The sequence below is a fragment of the Flavobacteriaceae bacterium genome, from assembly GCA_003443635.1.
Taxonomy (GTDB): domain Bacteria; phylum Bacteroidota; class Bacteroidia; order Flavobacteriales; family Flavobacteriaceae; genus AU392.
On sequence record CP031964.1, the window covers coordinates 2,441,972 to 2,455,286 of the forward strand.

Annotated in this window: 15 protein-coding genes; 2 read left to right on the forward strand and 13 right to left on the reverse strand. The window is 29.4% G+C overall.

Going from position 1 to position 13,315, the window contains the following annotated elements; translation table 11 throughout:
- Nucleotides 1-19: 19 nt before the first annotated feature.
- From D1817_11160 to D1817_11180, 5 genes are all read right to left on the reverse strand, one after another.
- On the reverse strand, nucleotides 20-919 hold the full coding sequence (locus D1817_11160; GenBank protein ID AXT20421.1) for a hypothetical protein: 900 nt from the start codon (nucleotides 917-919) through the stop codon (nucleotides 20-22).
- Nucleotides 920-943: 24 nt separating this feature from the next.
- On the reverse strand, nucleotides 944-2,149 hold the full coding sequence (locus D1817_11165) for a hypothetical protein (protein ID AXT20422.1): 1,206 nt from the start codon (nucleotides 2,147-2,149) through the stop codon (nucleotides 944-946).
- A 70-nt stretch (nucleotides 2,150-2,219) separates the two neighbouring features.
- Entirely contained in the window at nucleotides 2,220-2,906 is a 687-nt protein-coding gene (locus tag D1817_11170; protein ID AXT20423.1) for a hypothetical protein, read from the reverse strand.
- A complete protein-coding gene (locus D1817_11175) occupies nucleotides 2,906-3,952 on the reverse strand; it encodes a DUF2911 domain-containing protein (GenBank protein ID AXT20424.1) in 1,047 nt (348 codons plus the stop codon). The genes D1817_11170 and D1817_11175 overlap by 1 nt, the downstream gene beginning before the upstream one ends.
- A gap of 238 nt (nucleotides 3,953-4,190) precedes the next feature.
- Entirely contained in the window at nucleotides 4,191-4,652 is a 462-nt protein-coding gene (locus D1817_11180) for a hypothetical protein (protein ID AXT20425.1), read from the reverse strand.
- Nucleotides 4,653-4,740: 88 nt separating this feature from the next.
- Here D1817_11180 and D1817_11185 point away from each other — a divergent pair, with 88 nt between their 5' ends.
- Together D1817_11185 and D1817_11190 are read left to right on the forward strand one after the other, a co-directional pair.
- Entirely contained in the window at nucleotides 4,741-5,835 is a 1,095-nt protein-coding gene (locus D1817_11185; protein AXT20426.1) for a hypothetical protein, read from the forward strand.
- 2 nt (nucleotides 5,836-5,837) lie between these two features.
- On the forward strand, nucleotides 5,838-6,608 hold the full coding sequence (locus tag D1817_11190) for a DNA-binding response regulator (protein AXT20427.1): 771 nt from the start codon (nucleotides 5,838-5,840) through the stop codon (nucleotides 6,606-6,608).
- A 211-nt stretch (nucleotides 6,609-6,819) separates the two neighbouring features.
- Here the strand turns inward: D1817_11190 and D1817_11195 are convergent, their stop codons facing one another.
- The 8 genes from D1817_11195 to D1817_11230 all read right to left on the reverse strand — a co-directional run bounded on the left by D1817_11195 (nucleotide 6,820) and on the right by D1817_11230 (nucleotide 13,159).
- Nucleotides 6,820-7,155, reverse strand: coding sequence for a DUF3291 domain-containing protein (locus tag D1817_11195; protein ID AXT20428.1), 336 nt, complete (start codon nucleotides 7,153-7,155; stop codon nucleotides 6,820-6,822).
- Nucleotides 7,156-7,167: 12 nt separating this feature from the next.
- Nucleotides 7,168-7,629: a GNAT family N-acetyltransferase gene (locus D1817_11200; GenBank protein ID AXT20429.1), complete on the reverse strand. Its 462-nt coding sequence runs from the start codon at nucleotides 7,627-7,629 to the stop codon at nucleotides 7,168-7,170.
- Nucleotides 7,630-7,690: 61 nt separating this feature from the next.
- Nucleotides 7,691-8,599 (reverse strand): hypothetical protein, encoded by a 909-nt coding sequence (locus tag D1817_11205; GenBank protein AXT20430.1) that lies wholly within the window; start codon nucleotides 8,597-8,599, stop codon nucleotides 7,691-7,693.
- 58 nt (nucleotides 8,600-8,657) lie between these two features.
- On the reverse strand, nucleotides 8,658-9,089 hold the full coding sequence (locus tag D1817_11210; GenBank protein AXT20431.1) for a hypothetical protein: 432 nt from the start codon (nucleotides 9,087-9,089) through the stop codon (nucleotides 8,658-8,660).
- Nucleotides 9,090-9,119: 30 nt separating this feature from the next.
- Entirely contained in the window at nucleotides 9,120-10,076 is a 957-nt protein-coding gene (locus tag D1817_11215) for a hypothetical protein (GenBank protein AXT20432.1), read from the reverse strand.
- Nucleotide 10,077: 1 nt separating this feature from the next.
- Entirely contained in the window at nucleotides 10,078-10,935 is an 858-nt protein-coding gene (locus D1817_11220) for a hypothetical protein (GenBank protein ID AXT20433.1), read from the reverse strand.
- Between the two features lie 20 nt (nucleotides 10,936-10,955).
- Nucleotides 10,956-11,915 (reverse strand): DUF5050 domain-containing protein, encoded by a 960-nt coding sequence (locus tag D1817_11225; protein AXT20434.1) that lies wholly within the window; start codon nucleotides 11,913-11,915, stop codon nucleotides 10,956-10,958.
- Between the two features lie 104 nt (nucleotides 11,916-12,019).
- On the reverse strand, nucleotides 12,020-13,159 hold the full coding sequence (locus tag D1817_11230; protein AXT20435.1) for an AraC family transcriptional regulator: 1,140 nt from the start codon (nucleotides 13,157-13,159) through the stop codon (nucleotides 12,020-12,022).
- Nucleotides 13,160-13,315 lie beyond the last annotated feature (156 nt).

Genomic DNA, 13,315 nt, shown 5'->3' on the forward strand with positions numbered 1-13,315 from the left:
CCTTTTAAGTTTCTTTACATTACCAAGTAGGCATAGCGTCGAAATATGAATTCTTAGTTAATTGAGTTTCTGATTTATCTTTTAAATTAATCTTAAATATTTCTTGATTACCATTAACAGCTCCTGTAAATAATAATTCATCTCCTGATATTGACCAAGCTGCTGTCGAGTAAGAAATTACATTTTCAGCAATTGTTTCTATTGTATTATCTGCCGTAGATAGCATAATCAAATTATATCCTTCTCCTTTTTTAATTTTTCTATTAACAGCTATTAGTGTTCCGTCTTTTGAAAAAGTTGGGTGCATATAAGAATGATTATTAGGTGAAAGTTGAGTTCTTGCTTTTGTTTTCAAATTCATAGTATACAATACTTTTTCTCTTATATATGTATACACAATTGATTTGCCGTTAGGGTGATAACTACAAACAGCTCCCCAGGTTGGCTGCCTTTCTTTTTTAAAGTTTTCAGAAATGTTTTTCTCATCACTGCCATCACTTGCTATACTCAATATTTCCCAAACGCCATTGCGTCTTCCGCTAAAAATAATGCGTTTTCCATCTGGACTCCAATTGGCAAATAACCCTTCTTTTTGAGTGACTCTTGTTTTATTACTACCATCTATATTCATTGTCCAAATGACATACCTATCGTGATTATCGGTATCGCTATGGTATACTATTTTTTTTCCGTTTGGCGATAATTTTGGACCATTATGATGCGGGTAATGATTTGAACCATTATTAGATGTTAATCGCTTACCTGAACCACCATTAGCAGGTATTCTTACAATATCTCTTCCATCAGAGCCTTCTTCTGTAGTAAAATAAATGTAATTGTTATTTTCATTTTTAGTATTACCATCTATAGCATCATACGATATCAATGCTAACACAAAAAATATAAATATTGTTTTCATAGTTAATAATTTATTAGGCTCACTTTAATTTTTACTAAAATGAGTATTCATTATCCAATCTATTACTGGATCTTGTCCATTGTAAAATCCTTTCCAATCATATTCAATTAGAATGTCTGGGATAATACCAGAGGTATCTTTATCAGAGTATGTATAATATTCGCTAGAATAAGAACAAGGAATGTTTGAATTTGGAAGTGTAAAACTATTATTCTCTTGATACCCATTAGGCCTTGCTGCTGTTGGCTGTCCAATAAATTTTGCATTCAATCCTTTTTGAAAATCACTAGCGTTGCCCATCCCTGCTGAAAAAGTCATATTACCAATACCTACATATACTATAATTTTTTTCGATTGGATAGTTTCTTTTACAATATTAAGTAGACGCTCACCTTTTTTACCATCACCTCCACCATTTGTTCTAAAATCGATTAATAGCACGTTAAAATTGCCTTCTTCAATCCATTTGTTTAACCGTTTTCCAAATGCTTTCATTTCTTTTTTATTGAGGTAACTTATGAAATTGAAATATCCAATTACTCCTTCATCAGTAGTAACTGTTTTATACCATAATTTCTCATTAAAACGCTGAAACCTGAGTGGTTCTTTTTTAAACGTATTGGTCATATTGGTAAGGCTGCAAGGTTGTTTTAAACAAACATCAAAACTGTCTATTATGCCATTCTCGTTTCTTACAGTTAAAGTTAAAACATCTTCTTCCTTACTAACTTTCAAAGCATTCAGCATTTCGGTTAGCCTTAAGACATATTGTGCTTCATTTATAATATATCCTTTAGATTCTCCATTTGCGATATAGTTAGACACTTTATCTAATACCTCTTCTGGGGTAAAACCTCCAAATTTTACGATTTCCCAGCCCAAATATTTCTGTAATGAAGCCTCTACGTTTTGAACATACAATCTATCATTGAACCATCTAAAGTAAAGCGGTATTTCACTAAATGCTTTATAAGGTCTTGCATAGGTATGTCCATCTCCAAACTTTGAAGCAAATGAAGTTAATGCTAAAGCAGCTTCTGAATTAGACCCTAGATTGATGGTCTTTAATGCAGTTGCATATTCGACATCTATCGCTTCTTTACTTAATCTATGGTATGGGTTTAAATGTTTAGTAGTAATCTTCTCTTTTAAATAATCTAAATCTTCTCTCCACAGCTCTTTTGTTAATTTAAGATTAATAGGGCTTTGTCCTTCTGAGCAAGGGCCCAACGAGCAAATAAATAAAATAAAGATGAATTTTTTCATTTTAGTATTTTCTCAGATGAAATTCACTAATAGATTAATCTCTCAATCGTTTTGCTCTTTCCAAAAATCCTTTTCCCACAAGTGGCTTCAATACGTGCTTACCGTTTTTGATGATTTCTATAGAGCTTTCTATACCAAAGTTTTTTAATATTTGATGGCTTTTTTTAGCTGAGCTCATCCAATAAGTATCTTGATCTCCAACAATAAACTGTACTTTAACTCCCTTTAATTGTTTCATTTTTTCTGGGTTGTTATTATTTGGATTTCCAGCCATTCCTGTTATTCCTGCAAAATATTCTGGCATTTCCATGACAAGGTCAAAAATACCTGCACTATTAGCACTGTGACATGTAGTATGAAACTTATTACCCTCTACATTATATTTAGATTTTAAATGTTCAAATAAAGCTTTAACTTCATTTATCCTGTTAGTTGCATTATAGACGCTATATCCTACAAGTATCCAACCTTGACTATCTGTGGTTCCTCTCCAATAAAAACTCTGGTCATTTGCAGAATCGGTTTCTGAAGGTCCGACTAAAACAGGATAGGTTTTGCTAGCGTTAAAATCTAATGGTAAGAGAATGGTGTAATTTAGATTCTTTCCGTTGTAATTAAACGTTTCCAGTTTTTGCTGACTGGAAACAGATGTACAACTGGAACAAAGAACTATAAAAACTAATGAAATTATTATATTCAGCTTTTTCATAATTCTAAGCATTATTTAATTCCTGCGATTATACCATCAAAATAAGCCTGTTGATTTTGGGGCGCCTTAGATTTTGCTATTTTATAATACTTAAGGGCTTTCTTTTTATTACCATCTTTTAAATAAGCTTCACCTAAACTATCTGTAAAACCCCATATAAAAGGATCATCTTGATTATTTTCAACATTATATGTAAAAACTTCAATTGCTTTTTGTGTTCTATTTAATCCAAGCAACTGATATCCGTACTGATTTATTTGATTAGGCGTACCTGTTGGGACAGCTTCATCCATTATCTTTTCAGCTTCAGCTAGATTACCTTTATTTGCCATTAATTGTGCTTTAACAGCGAGATTGCTAAAGCCTTTACTACTCGCAATAGATTTATCTATCCATACCATAGCTTCATCTAAATTGATGTTGTTTTGCACACAGTATCTGGCTGCCTGCATATAACCTCTCCAACCAAATCCGGCTACTCCTTTTAATTCCGCTCTTGCGTTATCCACTACTATTTTTTTAGTGTCAAACTCGATTTTAAATGGGATTTTTGTTTTTTCCCATTGTAAAACTGCTGTAAGGCTAGAAGCGCCTCTATCAATAAAATCATAACTTAACCATTCTTGAAAAGGTATTGCTTCCGGTTTAACAGTTACCATTAACTGTAGATCTTTTTCCTTCGGTGCGTTAGTTCCCCAAGATTTACTATACTTGGATAATAATAATATAGCACTATCTTCTTTAGGCATGATATAAAAGCCATAGATTCCAGCTGCTATTTTTTTTCCTTCAATAGTAGCATCGTGAGTAAAATGAATGGTCGTATTTTCGTTAGCACCTGCTCTCCATATTTGATCGTAAGGGACAATACCTCCAAAAATTTGTCGCCCCTGTACACTTGGGCTGTGATATGTAATAGTAACATCTGAAAGTCCTAATCTCTGTGTAATTACAGATTTTTGACTTACGTTGGGTAGTGTAATATTTTGGGCAGTAATTCCTATGCAAAACGATAAAGCAAATAACAATAACGTTATTCTTGATTTTGGTTTTTTCATCTCTTAATTGATTTAAATTGTTTGTAGAGACAAAATTAGATGCATCTATCCTTTCTAAAAATCAATTTGTGTTAGACTGTTAGTTTTGTGATAAAGTGTGAATATTAGCTTTCAAATTAGTATAAATACTCATGAAACAAATATTTACAAACTACTCATCACAAGCTTAACTACTTATCACATTCCACTATTTAGCAATAGTTAATTGAATTACATTTGTTGAATGCAAAAATGAAGTTTAATTAGTTTCGAAGCCTGCCGAAATTATTTCTTTTTTGATGTTATATTCTTTACCGTTATAACAAAACTTAGAATTACCAACAGAAATTTTTTCATTTGCAGGAAGGACATAAGCTCTAAGCATTTCATTTTCTGGATTACCAGGGAAGTTAAAACTCGACTTTAATGCTAATGTTATACTTTTATTAGATGTATTAGACAAGTACATAATATTTCCACAAACGTCAGCTTCTTCTGAAAAAGATAAATATGAAACAGCCTCTTGACCATATAAATCACCATGAGCATCAAAACCACCATTATTATCCACAAAAAGAGCGCGGTAAATCTCTAAATAAGATAATTCACTTATATTTTTTAAAGCACTTTGCGGGGTATCATCAGAAGTTTGATTATTATTTTTACAATTTATACAAAGTAAAAAGATACATAAAGGCAAAAAGAGTAACTTTAGTTTCATCGAAAAAAATTTATAGTAAATATAACGTATAAAATATAATTTATATTAAAAATAATTTCACTTAAATTGACCTCGAGTATAATTGATAATGAAAAAAAGCATTACATATTATTATAAAAACTTACCAATTAATATATGGAAGCTATTAATTTTCAGCTTTGTTGTTAGTGTATTCTTTATTCTAAAACAATATATTAATCATATTATTAACGAATATAATTACTCATTTAGTTGGCTACTTGTATCTACTAAAATAGTTTTGAATTATTTGCTTTGGGTTCTTTTAGCTCCGTTAATTTATACTTTAACTAAAACGTTTCAAAAGATAAACGTAAAACGTATTCTCCAATTTTTAATTGGATGCCTATTACTGGTTGTTCTTCATCAATTATTATCTTCAAGAGCAGATGATGTTATAAATTATTTTGCTAACGGATACCTAAAAACTTTCTTTGGACATAATAGTACTGTTGTTATCGTTATAGGTAGCTTTTCTAGTTTTATTGAATTGCTTGTTATCATCGCTATTTTTATGGCTATGGATTATCAGAAAAAATATCTTATCAATCAGAAAGCTTTAATTGCTTCACAGCTTAATGCATTACGTATGCAATTACAACCTCATTTTTTGTTTAACACATTACACTCTATAGCTTCAATGATTGATATAGACACCAAAAATGCTCAAAAAATGCTAAGCAAATTAGGGGCATTGCTTAGACATATATTAGAGTATGATGCCGAACAAATGGTTACGGTTAAAGATGAACTTAATTTTATAAAAGATTATTTAGACTTAGAGCAAGAGCGTTATAGAGATCGAATTACTATTAGTTACAATATTGCTGAAGAAGCAATGCAATTGAAAATTCCTAATATGATATTTCAACCTTTAGTAGAAAATGCCGTTAAATATGGTATTATACCTACAGTAGATGATGGTGAAATTAAAATAAATATTCAATTAGAGCATAATACAACGCTACAAGAAAATACATTAGTACTCGAAATATCGAATACTTACAATGTCAATAATCTTACAAAACCCGCTGGCACTGGCACTGGTTTATTAAACATAAAAAAGAGACTTAAACAGTTTTATGGTGACCAATTTTTATTTAATGCAGATTTTAAAACTCCAGAATTATATAATGCAAAAATAACTTTACCCATTATTGAATAACTATGAAATTAAGATGTATTATTATAGATGATGAATTTTTAGCAAGACAACGTTTGCTTAAACTACTTGAGTCTTTTGGGGGTATTATTGTGGTAGGCGAATGCCGAAACGGAAGCGAAGCATTAGAAAAAATAGCCTTAAAAGAGCCTGATTTAATTTTTTTAGACATACAAATGCCTGATATGAATGGTTTTATGGTGTATGATCAAATAAAGAAAAAACCAAAAGTAATATTTACAACAGCATATGATAGTTATGCTATAGAAGCTTTTAAAATTAATGCGGTAGATTATCTTTTAAAACCCTTTGATGAAGAACGTATAGCTATTGCTATTAATCGTGTTTTAGGCATTCAAAAAAGAAGTAACTCTTTTGATATTGAGGGTAAAATTAAGCAGCTTTTACGTCGTTATGAAGCTGATGAATATGCTTTTACCTCTCAAATCTCTATCTCAAGTAAGGGTAGAGAAGTTAATATCGATATTGACGATATTATATATTTTAAAAGTGATGGGAATTACGTTAAAATTATTACTGAACAAAAAACATTTCTTTACCGAAGCACGCTTAATGCTCTAAATGAAGCGCTTAATCCTTCCCAATTTTTAAGGATTCATCGCTCACTAATTTTAAACACTGTTTATATAAAAGTATGTGCATATTTAAATAATAACGAATATAAATTTAGACTCAAAAATGATGAAGAATTTACATCGTCACGTTCTTATAATTCTCAAGTGGCAGAGTATTTATCTAACAAAAAAGATGAGTGATTTCTTAGGATATAAATTTTCAGAAAATTGTTGTCTGAATTGACAAAGCTTTTGTGTTGAACATTGACCTATTTTCGAGCTAATTTATAAGTCTTTTCGAAGAACTATAGTTAATTATAACATCAAATTCTTTTCTCAATTTATACTTATGCAAAAGAAAAGAATACAAAATTTCACCAAGCCCTCTATCCATTTTATATACTGATAACTTCTAAAATTTATAGATTTCACCCTTAGTTTCTAACAAAATTTGTGCTTCTTTCCAATTAGGAAAATCATTCATTTCAATAACAATAGTTTGAATTTTTTTTGCTATTAATTTTGATTTATGTATTGCTTGTAAATGAGCTCCACTATATGTAAATGCCTTTATATCTTCTTCATTTTTCCAAAGTGTCATTGTATAATGTTTTACCCAAAATCCTTTTTTCTTAAACGCTATACATCTTGACTTCTTAAGCTGATTAGAAATATGTAACGCAAAAATGGATAATTTAAAAAAGTGAAGAGGTGATTTTAATTCTATTGATGTGATACTTATTTTCATATCCTACAAGGTTTATTTAATATACCGCATTCTTATGACTTCTTGATTAGCTTGCTCAAAGCTATATCTTTTAACTTCTTTAAATCCATATTTATCATAAAATGCACGTCCAATTTTATTGTTTTTAAATACTTCAACTTCAAGATTCTCATAAACGTCTTTTATATGATCTACCAAAGCTGAACCAATCCCTTTTGAATGATATTTTGGATTAACAAATAAACCTTCTATTTCATTTTCTATCATAGAAATAAAGCCTAAAATATTGTTGTTATTCTCATAAACATAAATGCATGCTTCTGGGTTTGGCAAATATAATTCTCGCATGTCCTTAGTTACTTTTTTAACAAATTCTGTGTCTAAAAAAGGATGAGCCAAATTTGAAGCTTGCTCCCATATATTCATTAGCGCTTCTAAATCTTCTTTATTATATTTCCCATAATGTAATGGTAAACAAAGATGCTTAATTTTCACCTTAAAATGCTTCAGATGGCAAATTGAAACATTTATATAAAATCATATCTTCAAATTCCATTTACTCTAAATATTTTATGGCATTTTTAGCCATCTTTTTATAATCATGACCTACATTTTCAATTGTATCAATCGACCATTTAAATGAATGGTTTTCTCTCTTTGAATATTTTTTCGACCAATTATAGAAATTAGATCCTCTCTCTAATCTATTCCTACCTTGGTTCATTGCTAAATCTGTTTTAATAAATCGACCTGATTTAGAGCTATTATCTAATTCTCCTAATTGAATTATCAATTGTTTTTCAAAATATTTTTCGAGTTGTACATTACTTATATTCTTAATACCATATGGGTATTCTATTTTATCATTAGGATATGTATACACTCCTGCATTAGCTGCGATAGCTGTTCTTATTCTGTTTTCAGGAAACAACATAATCATTCTATGAACAAACTGTCCTCCTGCGGAATGCCCAAAAATATCATAGGTTTCATTTTTAAAAAGATTGACTTGTTTAAGATGTGTGAAAATATTTTCTACAACTGTAAATGCCCATTCATCTTTTGGGTTTTTTGTACCGAAATAAGTGAATAAATTTCCCTCTTGATAATCATTGGTAATGTATTTTGAAAACTTATTAGAAAATTCTGGCGCAACAACTAAAATATTTTCTTCTTGAGATATTGCTTTCCATGCATTGAGATAATCCTTTGCATTACGCTTAACTCCGTGCATTACGAAGAGAATTTCATCACCATTTCTCCATGTATTAGGCCTATAAGTCCATACTCTTATCGATCTTTTTGTTTTGCCTTTATATGCATACATTACAAAAGAATCAGCTTTTTCTTTTATTTGCCTTACTTCTGTTATTTCTGGACCTTTAGGTAGCACATATAGATAAACATAACTAGATACAATTAACACAGAGAGTATAGACAACATTATAATAATCTTTTTTTTCATGACGTTTTTTTCTTACTTAATAAAGAATGAATCTCAAGGAATTAGATTCGTTTAATTTTTATTTTTTTTTGAACACCCAAAAGACATTAATAATTTTCCATTTCTCTTCTTGTTTTACCAAATGAATATATTCAGTCCATCTGGTTTTTGGATATCCAGTCTTCAAACTTGTTCTTGCCATATTTCCATAGATAGTAATATCTTCTACTACGTTCTTTTGATACTTTATTGGAAGTTTTTCCTTTGTAGATATCAGTCTTTTTAACTCTTCTATAGGAAAACCCTCACTTAAAGTATCATCTGGATTTAAACCTCTTTTAGCAAGCCTTGGATGTAATGATTTACTAATCTCATCATAATTATTTTCAAAGAAATTTTCTATGTAATTCAATACGTTAGTCTCAATTGAATGGGTTTCTATAATTGTAGATTGAGACTGACAGTTAATCGCAAAAAGTATTGCAATAACTAGTATAAACATTTTCTTCATCCTACTATTTTTTTAATTTGTATATAATCATTATTGGTTTTTAGTCAACCATCTAAGTGAATTAAGTAGAAGGCCTGCATTATCAGATTCAGGATCATGGATAGTCACAGGTATTCTTTTATTGTCAATTAGTAAATTTAAGCTTCTGAATATTCCTTGATCTGTACAAATTATAATCCTTCCTAAACCATATTTAAAACCAATCATACCTGCATAAGAGTTGGAATTCTCTTCTATATCCATAGGTTCATTTGTAGGGGTATAATTTGTTGTATTCTCAGGAAATCCAAGAATGACATCCTCTGGATTTCTAAATATAGCAGCACCACAATAAAACCTTATATTTTCAGGAATCGTATTAGTGTCCAAAGTACTTGTGAAAATAGGATGATTTTCTTTTAGCATCTTATTCATACTATTCATTAGAAAATGACCACATTTTCCTTTATTACTGGTATGGTATTGATTTTGATAGGCATATCCATCTCTAAATTTCACACCAAATGCTTCTAATAGAGGTAATCCACCACTTCCTCCAGGGAAGTGGCTCAAAAACAGAAATAGCCCACCACCATTGAAAACATAATTCCCGATTGCTTCAACCTCTTCGTTCTTTAGAGGACTTATATATAATGTTTCTGTAATTGAATCTAGTTTTAATCTAACTTTGTTGTTAGGTATTCCATGAAGAATCAATAAATCGAATTTTTCTGGATTCAGTATTTCAGTACTTAAGTTTTTCTTCGTATAATCAACTTCATATCCATCTTCTTTAATGATGCGAAACATTTCTCTTGCTGTTGTTATTCCAACTTCTTCTGAGTAAATTGTGTTATGTCCTTTATCAATTAAAACTCTTTTATTGTTATTGTCTTTTAGAGATTCAAATTGGTAAAAATATGTTGTATCAATTTCGGCTTCTACATTTCTTTGTGAATAAATAAAAGTGTGTACTAAAATTGTTAGAAATATTAAATATTGTTTCATATTATTTGTGTGAAATGAGCCAATTGCTTAATTGTGGAAATAAACTCTTTGGGAAAGATTGTGTGTTGACATCTAGCAGGTTATGATTGGCATTTTCATAAAAGTGAATTGTAAAATTAGATTTCTTCATGCCTTCAACAATATCTTTATCATAATGAGTTGGATGACTATCATCTTTATCACCATAAATAAAAAGTGTTGGTATAATTGTTTTTTCTAATGTTGGCTTTGGGTTGTAACCTAAATCGCCTTTATAGTCATATATTTTTTGATTAGCATCTGTAATTGAAAGTTCAGATTTCTCAATTAAATCCTCATAGTATTGCTCTGCTCTTGTAGAAGTTACTCCACCACTTGACATAATTAACAACCCTATATCATCGCTAATTTTATCATATACAATTGTGCTAACCCAAGTGCCTTGACTTGAGCCAAATAACCCTATTTTGCTTGTTTTAATTTTAGTATGAGTCTTTAAAAGATTAACGATACTAATAATATCATCAGCTCTTGCTGATAAAAAGTCATTTGGATTTTCTAACGTTTCTAATGGATATGTTCCCGTAGAACCGCCAATACCTCTTTTATCATAAATGTAAAGTCCATACCCGAAAGAATTAAAAAATTGAGCAAATGACTTTAAGCCCTCCCTAGTACTGTTGTCAGACCCTGAAACTACTATTAATACAGGAAAAGCTCCTTCTCCTTCTGGTAAAAAAAGCTGTCCTTCGATTGTTACGTTTTTAACTTGAGTAGTAAAAACACCATCTCGAGATATGCTTTTTACATTTTTATTTTGGGAATAGCTAGAGCTTATTACTACCAAAAATAGTATTATTATTAGTTTAATTTGATGCATAATATTGATATACAGTTATTTCATTTAACCCAATAAGGATTAAACTGATTTCCTTTGGTATTTACCAACGCTTTTAGATTACTACCATCTGTATTTATAGTATACAGCTTTTGTTTACCATTTTTCTTTAAAGCAAACACTATGGTTTTTCCATCTGGTGACCACGAAGTACCATACATATAAGATAATTCATCAACATTATTTTGTGTGATTTCAAATTTATCTTTATTATTAGTCAAGTTTCTAATATTACTTCCATCTGTGTTCATTATAAACAAGTCTAAAACTGCTTCTTGCGACACAGAAATAAATGCAATTTGTTTCCCATCTGGTGACCAAGATGGACTTGTATATGCATATGCTTTTGTTTTTTCAGGTATTCTAGCTTGGTTAGAACCGTCACTATTCATTATGTATAACTTATAACCTCCTTCTCTAGGTGACATAAATACTATTTTTGATCCGTCAGGGGAAAAAGATGGCAAATAATTATTCTTAGATTTCTGTGTTAATCTCTTTTTATTCTTCCCGTCTATTCTCACCTTATAAATATCTCTTGTCCCTGTCCTTCCATTTTCTTTTTCAGTATAAACAATCCATTGTCCATTTTTGGAAAAACTTGGGTTATAAGAATAATTTCTTGAATTTGTAATTTGCTTAATTCCTGTTCCATCAATATTTGCAGCAGCGATTTTCCATCCACCAAATTGATACGTATTAAATGCTATTTTTTTACCATCATTTGATATTGCTGGTTGATTTTCTCCACGAGAGCTATTCCCTTTTTTTACTTTGAAATTTTCAAAGTCTTTACCATTGTATGAAACAATATGGATGTTTTTATTTTCATTTTCTCGTAATGAAAAATAAATCTTATAATCTGCTTTTTCATTTTTACTTTGAGCAAAAGTAGTAGTTGTAATGTTCAAAATTAAAATGATTACGATACATGTCTTTATTGATGATTTTATTGAATTCATAATATTATAATTTAATAATTATTAAATCCAAAAGTATTTTACAAAAATTAATTGTAGGCTTTATAATGCTCAAAAATAGTTTCAACTTATAAGTTGAAACATTTTTAGTTGTTTTTTTGAAATTTACTTGGTGTCATTCCTGTTTGTTTCTTAAATGCCCTGTAGAATGTTGTCTTAGAAGAAAATCCAGACAATGCTCCTATATGTTCAACTGTATACAATTTGTTGTTTTGACTCTGAAGTAATTTTTTAGCCTCTTCTACACGGTAGTTATTTACATAATCAAAAAAATTAATCCCTAAACTATCATTAATGGTTTTGGATAAATTGTGTTCTTTAGCATCTACTTTTTGTGCTAACATTGATAATGACAAATTTTGGTTTAAAAACAATTTTTCTTCAATCATCATTTCATTAGCAGCACGTAATATATTTTCTAACCGTTTTGTATCTGGTAAAGATTTAGGTTTTTGTATAGGATGTAGTTTTAATTCTGATTTCTGACTGAATACCATATATGCTATGAGGTATATATGTATTGATAATATTAAAGATTCTATGTTATGGACTAATAATGGATCTATATCTAAAAACACATGAAATCTTTGAATAGGAATCATAATCCAAATAATTAAGTATCCATAAAGAATATTATGAATCCATTTTAAGTTCGTTTTTTCTAAATTAGAATAACGATTTTTAATCTTCTTTCTAAAGTTGTAAAAAATATAAAAAGCAGCTATGATATATATTATTTTATGAAGATCAAAGAGCAAAAAGCCTTTCATTATATCTAAAAATCCTCTGCTTTCAGTAAAATATTGTGGATTGCTATCTATTGCTTTATAATACCTTCTTAAAAAAGATGTTTTTTGTGCATTCGTTTGTAAATAAGACGGAAGCTTGTTTATGTTGTATATAATAAAGGGGATGAAATGTAATACTTGATACCATCTGAATTTGACATCCTTTTTCGTTAAAGAAAAAGTATATAGATAAATAAATGGCCCTATACTATAGGAAAACAAATGACCTGTACTAACAAAGTATGGATATTCAAGAATTAATCTAGAAGAAATCAGTTTGCTATGAATTAATTCAAAAAGTATAGGTATTAATATACAAGCAAGTAAAACATAAGATCTATTTCTAATATGTTTTAACAGAATAAATAAAAATAAAAACAAACCTTGACCAATAGCTAGGAAAGAAAATATTGAGTTAAAATTAAGGTTTAAATACATAAATACATGGTTCCATCATTTTTTTAAGTATATGAGTTAGGTGAAAAATAAGCTTTTTCTTTGTATATCAATTAATAAAAATCTACAAATTATAAATTTAACTTCTTTAAAGAATTTTCATCATTATATTCTTATAATTTTCAAGCTGTAGTATTT